Consider the following 15,650-nt stretch of genomic DNA (forward strand, 5'->3'; position numbering starts at 1 on the left):
CGGTGCGAGGCCCCATCCCGTCAGGCCGACAGCCTGTAGCCTATGCCGCGCACCCCAGGCAGCAAGCCGAGAGCTCCCGCCTGTTCGAGCTTCCGACGAAGCTTGCTGACATGACTGTCCACCGTGCGGTCGAGTGCATCGGATCCAGGCAGGCAGGCATCCAACAACTCGCTTCTGGTGAAAACCTTCATCGGGCTTCGCGCCATATGGGCAAGGATACGGAATTCAGTCAGCGTGAGCGCGAGCCGTATTGCTTCGGCGTCATTGCCGACTTTTGCCTGATAGGCATCGAGATCGATAGCGAGATCGCCGACCCGCAGGATGCCCGCCGCGGTCGCAAGGCCCGAGCGGCGGAGGACGGCCTTGCAGCGGGCGACAACCTCGATGGGGTTGAAGGGTTTCACCACATAGTCGTCGGCGCCGATGCGCAGGCCCTGCAGTCGGTCGATGTCCTTGTCGAGCGCTGTGATCATGATGGTGGGGGTGTTTCCCCGGCGTCGCAATTCCGCCAACACCTCCCATCCGTCAATTCGGGGCATCGTGATGTCGAGAAGGATGAGGTCCGGCTTCAGCGCGAGGTGCAGGTCGAGAGCCGTGCGGCCATCGCGCGCCTGCACCGTCCGAAACCCCTCCCGAACGAGATAGGCGTCCAGGATCGCTGAAATCTCGTCGTCGTCTTCGGCTATCAGAACGAGGGCTGTCATGGCGGTCTCCTTCGACAAGGGATGCCATCCAGCGTGGCTCGCGTCGAGAGGTCTCGGCCTTTCTCCATCAAGTCGCGACATACCCTCCACACGGCGTCAACCCGGCGGATCGATAGAGGGCGCGAGCCCTGCTCAAGGACTGCCATAGAGGATGACCGCGACGATGCGCCTTTGCCACCCCCAGATACACGCGCTCGTCGCCGCCACGGCGATGTTTCTCTCCGCCTGCACGGACGGTGGGGAAAGCCAGAGGAAGGATAGCGCGACGGCGCAGGCGCAAACCGAGACCGCCACCGTCCGCATTGCCGTGCAGACGCCACAGCCACGCCGCGTGGTGGTTTATGACGAACTTCCGGGGCGCGTCTCAGCCCTGCGAACGGCCGAGATTCGTCCCCAGGTGAACGGCATCATCCAGAAGGTGCTCTTCACCGAAGGCTCCGAGGTGCTGGCCGACCAGCCCCTGTTCCAGATCGATCCGGCGCCGTTCGAAGCCGACGTCGAAGCGGCTGCCGCCGTCCTGGCCCGCACGGAGGCGGATCTCCTCAACGCAACCAACAAGCACGAACGGGTCCAGGCACTCGCGGCCGCGCAGACCGTGAGCGCCGCCGCGCTCGGCGATGCGACCGCGACCTTGGCGCAAGCTCGCGCAAGTGTCGCGGAGGCCAGGGCCAACCTGAGGCGCCGCGAACTGGAACGGTCGCATGCATCGATCCGCAGTCCCATCACAGGGCGCATCGGCCAAGCCCTCGTCACCGAGGGCAGCCTCGCTTCCGTCGGCGCCGCGACGGCGCTTGCCGTCGTCCAGCAGATCGACCGCGTCTATCTCGATGTCCGTCAGCCCTCGATGCGTCGGGAGCTGCTGGAGGAAATGCTGGAAAGCGGATCGAGGGAGGATGCCGGCGCGCTTCCGGTCGACATCCTGACGATCACGGGCAAGCCCTACGAATCCCAGGGCAAGCTTCTCTTCTCCGACAGTACCGTCGATCCCGGCACCGGCAGCATCGCCATGCGCGTGGAGGTGCCTAACCCGGCGCGGCAGTTGCTGCCGGGCATGTATCTGCGCGCCAGGGTGCCCAGCGCCATCTATGCGAATGCCTTGACCGTGCCGCAGGAGGCCGTGCGCCGGGATCCGTCGGGACGGGCCCAGCTGACGGTCATTGCAGACAACAAAACCGCGGTCAGCCGACACGTCGAGCTGGGGGCGCTGGTCGACCGTCAATACGTGATCCTGTCCGGCCTGAAGGCTGGCGAGACCGTGGTCGTGCAGGGCCAGGATCGCGCCGAAAGCGGCCAACCGCTGGAGCTGGTCCCCTATCAGCCCGCCTCGCCGAAGAACGAAATCTAGGGATAGCGTCCGATGCCTCATTTCTTCATAGAACGGCCGGTCTTCGCCTGGGTCATCGCGATCTTCATCGTGCTGGCCGGTCTCGCCGCGATCCCGCAACTGCCGGTCTCGCGCTTTCCCGTCATCGCGCCGCCGAGCGTCAGCATCAATGCCACCTATACGGGCGCCAGCCCGCAGACCGTCAACGACAGCATCACCGCCCCCATCGAGCGTGAGCTGACGGCGGTCAAGAATGTCCTCTACTTCGAGTCGTCATCCGACTCGTCGGGCAATGCCAGCATAACCGTCACCTTCAAGCCCGGCACCGACCCGGAGCTCGCCCTGATCGATGTCCAGAACCGCCTGAAAGCGGTCGAGCAGCGCCTGCCCGAGACGGTCCGGCGCGCGGGCCTTTCCGTGGAGGGCATCACGTCGGGATTCCTGATGATTGTCTCGCTGCGTTCCGAAGGCGGCAAGGCCAGTTCCCTGGCACTGGACGACTATCTCGCGCGCCGCCTGGCCCCGGAGCTCAAGCGGGTGCCCGGCGTCGGCCGCGTCCAGTCCTTCGGCTCGGAGGCGGCCATGCGCGTCTGGATCGATCCGGCCCGGCTGGTTTCCTACGCGGTCTCCATGGCCGAGATCACGCAGGCCATCCAGGCCCAGAACGTCCAGGTGGCGCCCGGCCGCCTCGGCGAGGCGCCTGCCGTTCCCGGCCAGATGATCAGCGTTCCGCTCAGCCTCGACGGCCAGTTGAAGACGCCCGAAGAGTTCGCCGCCGTCGTCCTGCGCTCCAACCCGGACGGCTCGAAGCTGACACTGGGCGATGTCGCCAGGATCGAGATCGGCCCGCAGACGATGGGCTTCTCGATCTTCGACGGCGGCAAGCCGGCCACTGCCGCGGCCATCCAGCTCGCCCCCGGCGCCAACGCCGTCGCGGCATCCGAAGGCGTGAAGGCGCGTCTGGCCGAACTCGCCCCGTCGATGCCCGACGGTATCGCCTATGCCGTCTCCTACGATACGGCGCCCTTCGTGAAGCTCTCGATCGCGAAGGTCGTGCAGACGCTCGCCGAGGCGATGGTGCTGGTGTTCCTGATCATGCTCCTCTTCCTGCAGAACATTCGCTACACGCTGATCCCTGCCATTGTCGCGCCGATCGCGCTGCTCGGCACCTTCGCGGTGATGTGGGCCATCGGCTATTCGATCAATGTGCTGACGATGTTCGGCATGGTGCTGGCGATCGGCATCATCGTCGACGACGCGATCGTCGTCGTGGAAAACGTCGAGCGGCTCATGGCGACCGAGGGCCTGTCCCCGCGCGGCGCCACCCGCCGGGCCATGCGTGAGATCACAGGCGCGGTCATCGGCATCACGCTGGTTCTGACAGCGGTGTTCCTGCCGATGGGCCTCGCCGGCGGGTCGGTCGGCGCAATCTATCGGCAGTTCACCGTCGCGCTCGCGGTCTCGATCCTGTTCTCGGCCTTCCTCGCCCTGAGCCTGACGCCCGCGCTCTGCGCCACGATCCTGCGGCCGGTCGCCCATCATCCAGAGCGCAGGGGCTTCTTCGCCTGGTTCAACCGGGGTTTCGACCGGCTCACGGGACCATATACGACATGGGTCGCCTGGCTCGTCCGGCGGGCCGGTCGCGTCATGCTGGTCTATGGCGTCCTCATCGGCGCGCTGGTGCTGGGCTACGGCGCGCTGCCGACCGCTTTCGTGCCGGACGAGGACCAGGGGACGTTCATGACCTCGTTCACGCTGCCGGCCGACGCCACCTCCGAGCGGACCCAGGCGCTGGTGGCACGCTTCGACCGCCACGCCGCGACGCGTCCCGATATCGCCAACAACCTGTCCATCATGGGCTTCGGCTTTTCCGGTTCGGGCCCAAATGCCGCGATGACCTTCACGACGCTGCGCGACTGGGATTCGCGCAGCGGCAGCACGGACGCGGAAATCGCGGCTGCCGAACGGGCGATGCAGGAAGCGACGGAGGGAGAAGTCCTGATCATGAAGCCGCCGGCCATCGACGAACTGGGCACGACCTCGGGCGTGTCGCTTCGCCTGGTCGACCGCGCAGGGCGCGACGCGACGGCGCTGCGGGATGCGTCGGAGACGCTGGTCGCGCTCGCCGGTCAAAGCAAGCTCCTGCGCAATGTGCGGGTGGACGGCCTTCCCGACGGCCCCAGCGTGAAGCTTCACGTCGACCGCCAGAAGGCCGGCGCGCTCGGGGTATCCTTCACGGCCATCAGCGACGTGCTCGCTTCCGCCATGGGCTCGTCCTATGTCAACGACTTCCCGCGCGCCGGAAGCCTCCAGCAGGTCATTCTGCAGGCGCGGGCCAGCGACCGCATGCAGGTCGAGGACGTGCTGAAGCTGCATGTGCGCAACGACAAGGGCGGCATGGTTCCCCTGTCCGAAGTGGTGACGCCGGAATGGTCGGTCAGCCCGCTGCAGCTCAACCGCTATAATGGCTACCCCTCACTCAGCCTCTCCGGCGATGCCGCGCTGGGCGTGTCGAGCGGCAATGCGATGAACGAGATGGAGCGGATCGCCGCGCAGCTTCCCGCCGGCTTCGCCGTCGAATGGACCGGCCAGTCTTTCCAGGAACGCCAGTCGGGCGCCCAGACGCCGCTTCTGGTGGCGCTTTCCATCGTCGTCGTCTTCCTGGTGCTGGCTGCCCTCTACGAAAGCTGGGCCATTCCGATTTCGGTCATGCTGGTCGTGCCGCTCGGCATCATCGGCGCGGTCGCGGCGGTCCATCTGCGGGGGCTAGAGAACGATGTGTTCTTCAAGGTCGGCCTGATCACGCTTATCGGCCTGTCGGCCAAGAACGCGGTGCTGATCGTGGAGTTCGCCCGCAAGCTGTGGAACGAGGGTTTGAGTTTGCGCGAGGCTGCTCTCGAAGCGGCGCGTCTGCGCCTGCGCCCCATCGTCATGACATCGCTCGCCTTCGCGCTCGGCATCGTGCCCCTGGTCATCGCCAGGGGGCCGAGCTCGGAAACGCAGAACGCTCTCGGCACGGGCCTGTTCGGCGGCATGATCTCGGCCACCGTACTCGCACTCCTCTTCGTGCCGGTCTTCTTCGTACTCGTGATGCGTCCTGCCGCACGCAAAGGCAGCGAGTTGGTCGCGACGAGCCCGACCGGGCGCCTCCTGGTTTCGCCCGTCATTGAAACCGGAACTGGAGAAAAGTCATGACTGCCTCCCCCACCGGCAAAATCACCCTCGATATCGCGAGCGCCGCCGACCTCCCTCGCTTCCGCAGGGATCTTCAGGAGGCTTTCGCCATCGCGGTCGTGGAAGCGTTTGGTTCGGTCGCCGATGGGCCTGTTCCCGCCGACGAGGACGTGGAGGCCTCCTTCAAGGCTCCGAACGCCGTGGTTCACCGCATCCTGGAGGATGGCCGGTGGGTCGGCGGGGCCGTTGTCTCGATCGACGTCGCGACACAACGCAACTCACTCGACCTCTTTTACTTGCGGGCTGACGAACTGGGTCGCGGCATCGGCCGCAAGGCTTGGGCGGCTATTGAGGCGCGCTATCCCGACACCAAAGTCTGGACGACACACACGCCCTACTTCGAGAAGCGTAACATCCACTTCTACGTCAACGTCTGCGGGTTCCACATCGTCGAGTACCACCACGCCCGCCACCCGGATCCCAACCATCCGCCCAGCCAAGACCTCCCGGACGATGACGGCATGTTCCGCTTCGAAAAGCGCATGGGATCCGCGGAGTTCGAATCGAGTCAGCTGCCTTAGGGCCCGAAAATCCAGATGCGCCAACGGTTACTTACTTGGCCGCACTTTTCTTCGTCGGAGGTCGGCGGATCATTCACCGATCGCTTCGATCAACTTGCTTCGCGTTGCCAGATAGCGAGAGACTGGATCGAACGACTAATCTGGCGCGCATTGCGACAGCAACGGGGCCGGCATCCTCGCGAGAGGCACCGAACGGCAGCTTTCGGGAACTCGGAAACTGTCGCTGAACGACCTGAATGAGGGCGCAAAGGGATCGCTTCAAAAGACTTATGGCAGTTTACCACTTTTGCCATCAGCGGCCTCGAATGATCTTGCCCGCCCGACCGCAGGTCCGCTTCGCGCCCCGTCTCGGACATTCCGGCAAGCGTTGCCTTTGCCTGACGCGATGCCATTCCGCGGAGCGCTCCGTGAGAACGTTCGAGCCTCCAAATTTTCCTGCAAGCCCTCCTTGCCGCTCCCAGGAGCGAGGGCCGGGCATGGGAGGGGGAAGCGCGAAGCCTGGCGCCGCCGACCGACAGGAAGTGACAGGGAGTGACAGCAAGTGGCGTTGCATCAAGAGTAAGTTTCACCCTACTCCTATTATAGTTCGGAATTCCCACTATCGTGGGGGCGGATCTGGCAGTACGCCTGATCTATTCTGCCTCAGGCCTGCCCCTGGGTTTACACTCGGTACGCTATACCGCATCCACGGCATCTCGGAACCGTGGACGATCGGTACGGAGGCTTCTTCCGGCTGCATCCGGATGATCAATAGGGACATGTCCATGATCACGCTCCTGTAGGACCGATCCGTGATCGTCGTCTAGCCTGATAAGGCGCTTAACTATTATCCAATCAAAAAATACTTAACTTTTTGGCTAGGTGCTCTTGTCCGATGGGGCTGAGTGCATGACTTTGGGGGAATGGAATGAAAGAGTTAACGGGCCAACAGCGCATCTCGCCGCCGCTAAGCTTTGCGCGGCAAGCCCGAAGGTGCCCTCGTGTTAACTCCTGGCTGCTTAGCGGGGCCTCATTTGCCATCTTAGCCCCGATAAGCTTCATTCCCCCCGCCTATGCTGCGGACATCAATGTGAGTAACAGCACTGAGTTCGTGCAAGCGCTGACAGATGCCAGCACGGACGCGGAGCCCACAACCATCCGCTTGCAGGGCGATGTTTCCGTTACCGCCCCCACGGTTTTGCCCTCAGCTGTCGCACCCGAAAGTGTGACAATTGATACCACGGGGGGGCACACCCTGACATTGGATGGTACTGGAACAATATGGGATGCCGGCAGATACACAACGATGGTTGTTGAGGGCTCGCTGGATGGCGGGCTAACGCTGTCTGGCGGGGCCAATGTCACCATCCACGACAATCCGGGTAACAGCCAGCCCTATGGTCAACTTCTACAGAATTCAGGTGGCCAATCCGCTGGGGGCGAGAGCCCTCTACTTGTACGCAGGCGGTGTCGACACGCTGTACCGCATCCACGGCACCTCGGAACCGTGGACGATCGGCACGGAGGCATCTTCCGGCTGCATCCGGATGATCAATGAGGACATCATTGAACTCTATGATCGCGTTCCTGTTGGAGCGTCAGTGATCGTCGTCTAGCACCGAGCCGCGAAACGGAGATCGGACCCAGACAATCACACCACCGAAACGCAGACGGGCGCGGTGGGCAATGTCGACGTGGCTGCCATGCCTGGATGGGTCTATCCCGACGCCCCTTGCAAAGCTTCGATCGTCGCTGCTCGGCCAGAAAACGCAGGCGCAAGCCGACCACTACAGCGCCGAAGCAGACCGCCAAATGCAGATGCGCGGCGTCGCCCAAAAGATGGAGCGCGCGAATGCTCGGGGAACAAAATTATCCAGAAAACGCGACAAGACTGTCGACACAAAAAAGGCGCCTCGGAGGGCGCCTTGTAAGTACCTAATTTCATTGAGAGATTTGGTAGCGGGGGAGGCTACCAAATATGATTTATTTTCATCATCTTGCATTGACGATACCATATTTTTGTACCATGGCCTCGAATTTGTGCATGAATGACGCGACGGATGGACGCGTCTGGTGCGAGCGTCGATAAAGTCGGGAGTGCTCAACGAAGCGGCGTGGCAACCGCCCTGCCGCGATCGGTGCGGCGGCCTCAAAGCCGATGGCATGACAAGCGCGTGAGGCCGAGTTTTCGGGAGTCTGGTGCTAGCGCTCAGCCTGAGCCCGCTCCACGCCGTCGACGACGCAATAATGTCGGGCGAGATATAGCTCGTGCACCCCTGCCCCCATCCAAGCCCAGCACCTGCCCGGTTATGAACGATGCAAGGGCACTGGCTAGGACAAAATGGCCGCAGCTACATCGTCCGGCATTCCCGCTCGTTCCAAGGCAGTCGAGCCGACGATCAGGTTCCAAAATTCTGGCTGGGATAGCCTCTGCTCGGCGAGGGCCGTGCGGATGATCCCGGGCGCGACGCAATGGGCGCCGACGCCATGGCGGCCGTAGTTTGCCGCGATGTTTCGGGTCAGGCCAGTCAACTCCGCCTTGGCAGCGCTATATGCAGCCTGCCGTTGATATCCTGACACAGCTGCTACCGATGCAGTTTTGAGGACGCATCCACGTCGCTCGATCAGACCCGGGATGCACACCCGCGTCAGGCGGAAGGCGCTGCCGAAATTGACCTCCATCGGGAGGTCGAAGGTCCCATCGCTGGTCTCGTGCAGGGCCGGCGCATTGCCGATGCCCGCATTGTTGATCAGGATGTCGACCGGCCCCTGCGCACGCGCAGCCTTGATGATCGCCTCGGCTGCATTCTTGGCGGTGAGGTCCTAAACGAACGAAATACAGCGCTCAGACCTCAGTCCGGCCAGTCCCTCTGCATTCTTGTCTACGGCCAAGACGCAAGCGCCTGCGACAGTGAGGGCAATGCAAATAGCGCCTCCAATCGCTCCGCCGGCGCGTGTTACAATAGCGGCACGACCGTTCAGCATGTCTACGGCGAAAATGTTCTGTTCCGCTTTGATGAGAATTCGGCGCGCACGAACTACACGGTCGCGACTGGCGTGAGCGGCGATCCAAAGGAACCCGGCAAACGAAGCAGCGAGGACGTCGGGAAGAAGCGACTACGCCCCTGACGGTTTAGATAAAGAGATCTACGACAACCCCGCGAATCTGTTCGTGGCAGGTTTCATGGGCTCTCCGGCGATGAACATGGGAAAGGCGAGCTGCATGGCTGCCGAAGGCGGAAGTATCCTCCGGCTCGGGGGATCCGCAGGGGCGCAGGCAAGCATCGCCGCGCGCGTTGGTCGCGACGAAGTTATTCTGGGATTGCGACCGGAAGACATTTCCCGGACCGCGCGAAAGCAGACGGCGAATTCCGATTTGCAGGGCGTGTGGCGATGGTGGCGCCCATGGGGGCTGAGGACAAATCCGACAGGAACGGGGCCGGAGGCAGACTGACCGCTTCTGGCGACCGCAAACTAACAGCGAACGCTCAAACCGCTGGCGCAAAGGTCTCATATGACCCTTTGCGGACTTCTGATTCCAAGGGCTACATTGGTCTGCCCAAGCCTCGGGGTCGAGGGCGTGCTCCATTATAGCGATACCCATAGTCCAGACCCGCGTCGTAAACTCAGAGAGCTCAACGCTCTCGTAGATCGACCAAATTCGACAGCTGGTGAGTCTGCTCCGCGAAACCTTGGTGGTCCGTATCCATTCGTAGTCTGCGGTCAAGCACCAGACAGCCCAGTTCTAGACAGTTCATTCGCGGTCGCGTCGCCGAGTCACGAGATGGCCTCATGGATAGGCCGAAGGTGGGCCTCGAATGGATTCCGCTGGGTTGAGATGGGTTTCCTCAGGGCTGCGCGATGAGACCCGCGCAGCCAGGACCGTCATGGACGGCTCGTTGCGTCCTGGCGCGAGCGCGCCTTCCGCCATCGAGTGCGGCTAGGGCTTGACCCATGTTGCGCCCGACAGGACACCCCCATCGACCACGATCGCCTGACCGGTGATGTAGGAGGAGGCCGGCGAGGCCAGCAGCAGCGTGGCGCCAATCAGTTCGTCCGGGTTGGCGAGGCGGCCCGTCGGGATGAAGCGGGCGAACCAGTCGGCACGGTATTCATCGTCCCAGAGCGGGCGGGTGAATTCCGTCTTCACGAAGCCCGGCTCGATGGCGTTGACCTGGATGTTGTCACCGACCCATTCGCGCGCCATCGCCTTGGTCAACTGGCTGACGCCGGCCTTCGAGGCCGCGTAGACCGAGATCGTGTTGAAGGCGTGCTTGGCGCTCAGCGACGAGATGTTGACGATCTTGCCGCCGCCCTGCGCCGCCATGTGCGGCTGAGCTGCCTGGCTCAGGAAATAGATGCTGCGCAGATTGACGTCGATGATGGCGTCGAAATCCTCCGGCGTAACCTCGACAATCGGCTTGCGGCGGTTGGTGCCGGCGCTGTTGAGCAGGATGTCGAGCTTGCCGAGGGCGGCATGCGCGTCGTCGACCAGCGTGCGGCAGGCCTTGGCGTCCGTGAGATCGGCCTTGAAGGTAAGGACGGCTGCACCGGTCTCCTCGATGAATGCCTTCGCCCCGGCGAGGCGTTCGTCATCGAAATCGTGAATGGCGACTTTGGCGCCGCTTTCGGCCAGGGCCTTGGCGAGCACACGGCCGATGGCGCCACCGGCGCCGGTGACCAGCGCCGTCTTACCTTCCAGCGAGAAGAGCGTATCGAGAATTCGAGCCATAAGTTTGCTCCAGGGGATGATGGAAACGATCGGGGACCTGGCGAAAAGCCGCGTCCCGTGTGGGGAAAGGGCTAGGCGGCCGCGGGTGCGTGGGCGACGGCCGCCGGGATCGGGATCTCGTCGCCAAGCAGCTTCTCGGCGCGGAGTTCCAGCCAGAAATCGCTCGGGATTGGATGGCGGAAATGCCGGAGGTTCTGCTCGATCTCGCCAACCCGCGACGGGCCGTTCAGCACGCTCGCGACTGCCTGGAAGCCGAGCGGGAACTGCAGCGCGGCGGCGGCGAGCGGGACGCCATGGCGCGCCGCCACCGCCTCGATCCGGCGCACCCAATCGAGGATCGCCACTGGCACGGCGCCATATTCGTAGCGGCCGGCGCCCGCGGCGCCCGTTGCCAGGATGCCGGAATTGAATGCCCCGCCGATGACGATGCCGGCGCCTTCGCGCTCGGCGCGCAGCAACTCGTCGGCATAGATCGTCTGTTCCAGCAGCGTGTAGCGGGAGGCAACCAGGAAGACGTCGAGCGGGTAGCGATCGAGGAAGCGGTGGATCATGCCGCGCTCGTTGATCCCCGCGCCGATGGCGCTGATCTCGCCGGAAGACTTCAATTCCTCCAGCGCGCGAAATCCACCGGTTTCCAGTTCCCGCAGCCGGGCCAGCAGGTCGGCCTCGTCGGGGAAATAGCCGCTGTCGAGGTCGTGAATGTAGAGGACATCGACCTTGTTGATGCCGAGCCGTTGCAGGCTGTCCTCATAGGAGCGCAGGATGCCGTCATAGGAGTAATCGTGCACATGCTCGAAGGCGAGGCCGCCCTTCCATTTCGAACCGTCGAAACTGGCGCGGTCGCGCGGCCGGAACAGCCGTCTTCCTACCTTGGTGGATAGGACAAAGTCTTCGCGCGGACGGCGATAGAGCGCACGACCGGTGCGGTGCTCGCCCTGGCCGAGCCCATACCAGGGCGCGGTGTCATAGAGGCGAACGCCGCCATTCCAGGCGGCTTCCAGCGTGGCGCTGGCCTCGGCTTCCGGGATTGCCTCGAAGAGATCGCCGAGCGGGCAGGTGCCAACGCCGAAGACGGGAAGGCGGAGCTCGGTCTTGCCGAGCCGGCGGGTCGAAAAGAGGGTCATGCGGGGTCTCCCACAAGGCGTTCGGGATGGATGAGCCTTCCGCTGGCGGCGGAGAGATAGGCGGCTTCGAGCAGCGCATAGGTGGCAAGGCTGTCGCGGCCGGAAGTCTCCGGCTCGACACCGCTGCGCAGGCTGTCGATGAAATGGCGCTGGGTGTGGACCACGCTGTCCTGGATCTGTGTCCAGGGTTCGCGGGTCCATGCACGGCCGTCCTGCGGCACGGCGATACGCCGCGTTCCGCCCTTGCCATGCACGGTCAGCACCTGGTCGGCGCCGATCACCAGCGTGCCCTCGGTGCCCTCGATCTCGCCCAGCGTCTGGGGGAACGGGTCGGGATCGCGCCTGGTGGCGTAGCTGAAGTCGAGGATCGACGTCGCGCCCTGCTCATGGCTGAGCAGGATGGTCGCGGCGTCCTCGCCGGCGATGCCTTCCTTGATCTGCTGCGTGCGGCAGAAGACGCCGTCCGCCTCGCCGAACAGGAAGCGGGCGAGGTCGAGCAGATGGATGCCGACATCCATGATCATGAAGCGCTTGACGTTCGCGAGATAGGGCTGGTTCGAATAGACGTCGATGCCGGTGCGCCAGGAGAGGCGGCCGAAGGTCAGCCGCCCGAGTTCGCCGCTGTCGAGGATCTTCCGCACCGTCCGGGACAGGTTCTGGAAACGAAAATCCTCGTGGATCATCAGCGGCACGTTGGCGGCTGCCGCGGCAGCGACGATCCGCCGGCAAGCGTCGAGATCGGGCGCGAACGGCTTCTGCAGGATCACCGGCACGCCATGGGCGAAGGCGAGCCCCGCCAGCGCTTCATGCGTCTCCATCGTCGTCGGGATGTCGACGAAGCCGAGCGCCTCAGTGGCAAACAGGGTTTTCGCGCTGGTGTAGACGCGGGTGATACCGAATTTTTCAGCCGCTGCTCGCGCCTTGGCTTCGTCGACGTCGCAGACGGCGACGATCTCCACATCGTCCAGGTCGGCCCAGCCATGCAGGTGGTTCTGGGCGAAGAACCCGCAGCCGATGACGGCGCCCTTCAAGCGTGCGGTCATGCTGCCGCTCCTGTCTCGGAAACCGTCGCGATCGCGTAGGCATCAAGCGTCAGCGCGCCATCGTCCGGTAGGCTGAGGCTTGCATCGCGGAAGGCACCAGGCGTCAGCGCGGCGGTGGTGAAGCTTTCGGCATCGAGTAGCCGGAGCGTCGCGGCGCCGAGGCCGGCGAGGCGAAGCGCCACGGGACGGTCGGAAAGGTTGGCGAGAATCACCTGCCGCCTGCCATCCTGGACCCAGCCGAGCGCTGCGATGTCGGCGTTTGGCATCTCGATTGCGAGCCGGGGCTTGCCGGACGCTTCGGCGAGATCGGCAACGACATGAAACAGCGGATAGACGCTGCCCTCGGCGACGTCGTCCCACCAGGGCCGCGCATAGGCCTGGCGCGTCGAGACCAGCCCGAACGGGCCGGCAGGTGCTCCGAGGACCAGCGTGTCGATGCCGAATGGGGCTACGGCAGCGGCATAACCGACATGCCAGGCGGCTCCGAGCAGCGCGCGCTGGCGCGGATCGGCGGCGGCGAGGCCGACGCGGCCATTGTCGGGATTGGGTGTCGGGCCGGGTCCATAGGGATTGAGCCGCGCACCGATACCGATCGGGCCGATATGGTGGGGCGCGGTGCCTGCAATGGCCCGCGCCGAGCGCAGGATATGCGGCAGCGATTGCAGCGTCTCGATCACGGAGAGATCGTCGGCTGCGTGCACCGTGGGCGCGGTGGCGTGGGTGATGAAATCGAAGGTGCCGGCCGGCGGCCGCTTGCGATTCAACTCGGTGAAGAAGGCGGGCGAGCCGCTGCCGGCCGGAATGCCGGGGAAGCTCTCGCGGATTGCTTCATAAATGGCCGCCTCGCCGGGCGCGGGCGGACGCTCTTCGCCGGGCTGGAACGAGGTTTCGTCGACCTTAGGGAAGGCGGCGACCAAAAGCGGCGCGATTCCAGCGTCAGCGAGCCATCCGGCCGCCTCGGCGATTTCCGGACGCGGATCCGACTCGGCCGTCAGGAGAAGCTCGAAGGCGACCGGAAGGCGCGTGCGGCGGGCGAGGTCGCCGACAACGAGGATGTCCCCGGGCTTGTCGCCGGCTGCCGGATCATAGCGGAGCAGCCAGTGCGCACCCGCCAGTGTTGCCAACTGCGGCGCGACCGCAAGCGCCGCGCCCGCGAGACCGGCCGGCAGGCCGATGCCGATCCGGGGTAGCCGGACGTCTGTCGCGTCGCCGATCGTGACCAGCGTGGCTTTCGGCGCGCCGTCGCCCGCACCGGCCGGCTGAGCCCGCTCGACCGTGTCGCGGACCGTGACTTTCACGGATTGCTGCGTCGGCGTCCCCGCTTCGAGCCGGTAGGGGTAAGGCAGGCCGATCGGCCGGCTATAGGTCTTGAACGAGGCGTCGGACCAGTTGCGATGGTCCTCCATCTCGAAGACGTCGCCCTCGAAGTGGACCGTGACCGAAAGGCCGGGCTCCGGCGAATGGGTGATGGCGCGAATGTCGAACAGCGGCTGGCCCGGGCTGATCGCCTCCGGCATGACGAATTCTTCCGTGCCCCCCGAGGCATGCTCGACCGACAAATGCTGGCCGACGACGCCGTCGAGCGGGTGCAGCACGACGAAGCCGGTGCGGTTGGTCTCGAAATCCGTCTCCGGCAGGATCGTCGCGGTCGCGTCGAGGGCACCGTCGGCGTTGCCGGTGAAACGGATCCGGGCCGAAATGATGGAAGCGCCGTTGCGATAGCGCGCGGAATAACCGACCGAGAACCGGTCGGCGCTCTCTGCGATATCGAGATCGGAAATTTCGGCGTCCGGCGTTCCCCAGCCCGGCGTGCGGACGAGAAAGGAGAGGCCGCGCAGGATCTCTCTTCCATGCCAGCGCACCCAGCGCAGCGCGCCGCGATCATAGGTCGCCGACAGCGCGCCGGCGACGAGACTGCGAACCGGCGGCTCGAGGCTCGCCGTTCCCGTGAGAAAAAGAGGGCGACTCATCGCTTGTACTTCTTGATGAAGATGTCGAACGTGACGGCGCCGACGATGATCGCGCCGATCAGCAATTGCTGGACGTAGGGCGAGACATTGAGGATCACGAGACCGTTCAGCAGCACGCCGATCAGCAGCGTGCCGATCACCGTGCCGGCGATGCTGCCGGTTCCGCCATAGAGGCTGGTGCCGCCGATCACGACGGCCGCGATGACGTTCAGTTCATACTGGTTGCCGGCGACCGCCTCGGCGGAATTGAGCCGCGAGGCGAGCAGGAAGCCGCCAAGCCCGGCGCAAAGGCCTGTCAGCGCATAGACGCTGATCAGCGTGCGGTTGACGTTCAGTCCGCAAAGTCGCGCCGCTTCCGGGTTGGAGCCGATGGCATAGACCGAGCGGCCATAGCGGGTCGAATGCAGCACGAAGCCGGCGATCACCACGACGACCAGGAAGACGATCACCGGCACCGGCACCGCGCCGACCATGCCGCGTCCCCACCAACCGAAGCTTTCGTCGAAGCCGCTGATCGGGCCGCCATTGCCGATGATCAAGGCCAGGCCGCGGAAGATCGTCATGCCGCCCAGCGTCACCACGAAGGCGGGCACGCTCAGCCTGGCGACGAAAACGCCTTGCAGCACGCCGGCGACGCCGCCCACGACGATCGCGGCCAGCGCTGCCCAATACCAGGCGAAGGGCCCGCCGCCGGCCGTCAGTTCAAGCCGGCCCGGAATGCCACCCTTGGCGACGACGGCCGCGACCAGGCCGGTCAGCGCGATCAGCGCACCGATCGAGAGGTCGATGCCGCGCGTCAGGATGACGAAGGTCATGCCGACGGCGACGATGCCGAAGATCGAGACCTGGCGCAGGATGTTGAACAGGTTCAGCGACGACAGGAAGCGCGGCGCGAGAAAGGTGAACAGCGCCATCAACAGCAGCAGGAAGATCAGCGGCGCGAAGCGGGCAAGCAGCGCGATCAGGTTCGCCGGCCGCTGACGGGCCAAGGGAGGCGATGAAGCAAGGGACATGGTTTC

The 15,650-nt window shown here is 64.6% G+C and carries 12 protein-coding genes and 1 pseudogene; 6 read left to right on the forward strand and 7 right to left on the reverse strand.

Annotated features, from left to right (window positions below):
* Positions 1-20: 20 nt before the first annotated feature.
* Entirely contained in the window at positions 21-704 is a 684-nt protein-coding gene (locus tag ABIE08_RS11775; RefSeq protein ID WP_354551140.1) for a response regulator, read from the reverse strand.
* A 151-nt stretch (positions 705-855) separates the two neighbouring features.
* Between ABIE08_RS11775 and ABIE08_RS11780 the strand changes: the two genes are divergently transcribed.
* The 4 genes and pseudogenes from ABIE08_RS11780 to ABIE08_RS11800 all read left to right on the forward strand — a co-directional run.
* Positions 856-2,049: an efflux RND transporter periplasmic adaptor subunit gene (locus ABIE08_RS11780; protein ID WP_354551142.1), complete on the forward strand. Its 1,194-nt coding sequence runs from the start codon at positions 856-858 to the stop codon at positions 2,047-2,049.
* Between the two features lie 12 nt (positions 2,050-2,061).
* A complete protein-coding gene (locus tag ABIE08_RS11785) occupies positions 2,062-5,223 on the forward strand; it encodes a multidrug efflux RND transporter permease subunit (RefSeq protein WP_354551143.1) in 3,162 nt (1,053 codons plus the stop codon).
* Positions 5,220-5,783, forward strand: coding sequence for a GNAT family N-acetyltransferase (locus ABIE08_RS11790; RefSeq protein WP_354551144.1), 564 nt, complete (start codon positions 5,220-5,222; stop codon positions 5,781-5,783). The genes ABIE08_RS11785 and ABIE08_RS11790 overlap by 4 nt, the downstream gene beginning before the upstream one ends.
* Before the next feature lie 1,406 nt (positions 5,784-7,189).
* A pseudogene (locus tag ABIE08_RS11800) lies at positions 7,190-7,378 on the forward strand (L,D-transpeptidase); the annotation flags it as partial.
* A 715-nt stretch (positions 7,379-8,093) separates the two neighbouring features.
* Here the strand turns inward: ABIE08_RS11800 and ABIE08_RS11805 are convergent.
* Positions 8,094-8,555: an SDR family NAD(P)-dependent oxidoreductase gene (locus tag ABIE08_RS11805; RefSeq protein ID WP_354551679.1), complete on the reverse strand. Its 462-nt coding sequence runs from the start codon at positions 8,553-8,555 to the stop codon at positions 8,094-8,096.
* Between ABIE08_RS11805 and ABIE08_RS11810 the strand changes: the two genes are divergently transcribed.
* On the forward strand, positions 8,475-8,891 hold the full coding sequence (locus ABIE08_RS11810; RefSeq protein WP_354551146.1) for a hypothetical protein: 417 nt from the start codon (positions 8,475-8,477) through the stop codon (positions 8,889-8,891). The genes ABIE08_RS11805 and ABIE08_RS11810 overlap by 81 nt on opposite strands.
* Before the next feature lie 94 nt (positions 8,892-8,985).
* A complete protein-coding gene (locus ABIE08_RS11815) occupies positions 8,986-9,216 on the forward strand; it encodes a hypothetical protein (RefSeq protein WP_436409548.1) in 231 nt (76 codons plus the stop codon).
* Between the two features lie 486 nt (positions 9,217-9,702).
* Here ABIE08_RS11815 and ABIE08_RS11820 read toward each other — a convergent pair whose 3' ends face one another.
* From ABIE08_RS11820 to ABIE08_RS11840, 5 genes are all read right to left on the reverse strand, one after another.
* Positions 9,703-10,494, reverse strand: coding sequence for an SDR family NAD(P)-dependent oxidoreductase (locus ABIE08_RS11820; protein WP_354551148.1), 792 nt, complete (start codon positions 10,492-10,494; stop codon positions 9,703-9,705).
* 71 nt (positions 10,495-10,565) lie between these two features.
* A complete protein-coding gene (locus ABIE08_RS11825; RefSeq protein ID WP_354551150.1) occupies positions 10,566-11,618 on the reverse strand; it encodes an aldo/keto reductase in 1,053 nt (350 codons plus the stop codon).
* Entirely contained in the window at positions 11,615-12,661 is a 1,047-nt protein-coding gene (locus tag ABIE08_RS11830) for a Gfo/Idh/MocA family protein (protein WP_354551151.1), read from the reverse strand. Before ABIE08_RS11830 ends, ABIE08_RS11825 begins: the two co-directional genes overlap by 4 nt.
* Positions 12,658-14,631 (reverse strand): hypothetical protein, encoded by a 1,974-nt coding sequence (locus ABIE08_RS11835; protein ID WP_354551153.1) that lies wholly within the window; start codon positions 14,629-14,631, stop codon positions 12,658-12,660. The genes ABIE08_RS11830 and ABIE08_RS11835 overlap by 4 nt, the downstream gene beginning before the upstream one ends.
* Positions 14,628-15,644 (reverse strand): ABC transporter permease, encoded by a 1,017-nt coding sequence (locus tag ABIE08_RS11840; protein WP_354551155.1) that lies wholly within the window; start codon positions 15,642-15,644, stop codon positions 14,628-14,630. The genes ABIE08_RS11835 and ABIE08_RS11840 overlap by 4 nt, the downstream gene beginning before the upstream one ends.
* Positions 15,645-15,650: the final 6 nt, after the last annotated feature.

The organism is Kaistia defluvii (assembly GCF_040548815.1).
Taxonomy (GTDB): domain Bacteria; phylum Pseudomonadota; class Alphaproteobacteria; order Rhizobiales; family Kaistiaceae; genus Kaistia; species Kaistia defluvii_A.

Excerpts from the sequence above, each read along its gene's own strand:
- ABIE08_RS11775 (WP_354551140.1), bottom strand. The coding sequence starts at position 704 with ATGACAGCCCTCGTTCTGATAGCCGAAGACGACGACGAGATTTCAGCG.
- ABIE08_RS11780 (WP_354551142.1), top strand. The coding sequence starts at position 856 with ATGACCGCGACGATGCGCCTTTGCCACCCCCAGATACACGCGCTCGTC.
- ABIE08_RS11785 (WP_354551143.1), top strand. The coding sequence starts at position 2,062 with ATGCCTCATTTCTTCATAGAACGGCCGGTCTTCGCCTGGGTCATCGCG.
- ABIE08_RS11790 (WP_354551144.1), top strand. The coding sequence starts at position 5,220 with ATGACTGCCTCCCCCACCGGCAAAATCACCCTCGATATCGCGAGCGCC.
- ABIE08_RS11815 (WP_436409548.1), top strand. The coding sequence starts at position 8,986 with ATGGCTGCCGAAGGCGGAAGTATCCTCCGGCTCGGGGGATCCGCAGGG.
- ABIE08_RS11820 (WP_354551148.1), bottom strand. The coding sequence starts at position 10,494 with ATGGCTCGAATTCTCGATACGCTCTTCTCGCTGGAAGGTAAGACGGCG.
- ABIE08_RS11825 (WP_354551150.1), bottom strand. The coding sequence starts at position 11,618 with ATGACCCTCTTTTCGACCCGCCGGCTCGGCAAGACCGAGCTCCGCCTT.
- ABIE08_RS11830 (WP_354551151.1), bottom strand. The coding sequence starts at position 12,661 with ATGACCGCACGCTTGAAGGGCGCCGTCATCGGCTGCGGGTTCTTCGCC.
- ABIE08_RS11835 (WP_354551153.1), bottom strand. The coding sequence starts at position 14,631 with ATGAGTCGCCCTCTTTTTCTCACGGGAACGGCGAGCCTCGAGCCGCCG.
- ABIE08_RS11840 (WP_354551155.1), bottom strand. The coding sequence starts at position 15,644 with ATGTCCCTTGCTTCATCGCCTCCCTTGGCCCGTCAGCGGCCGGCGAAC.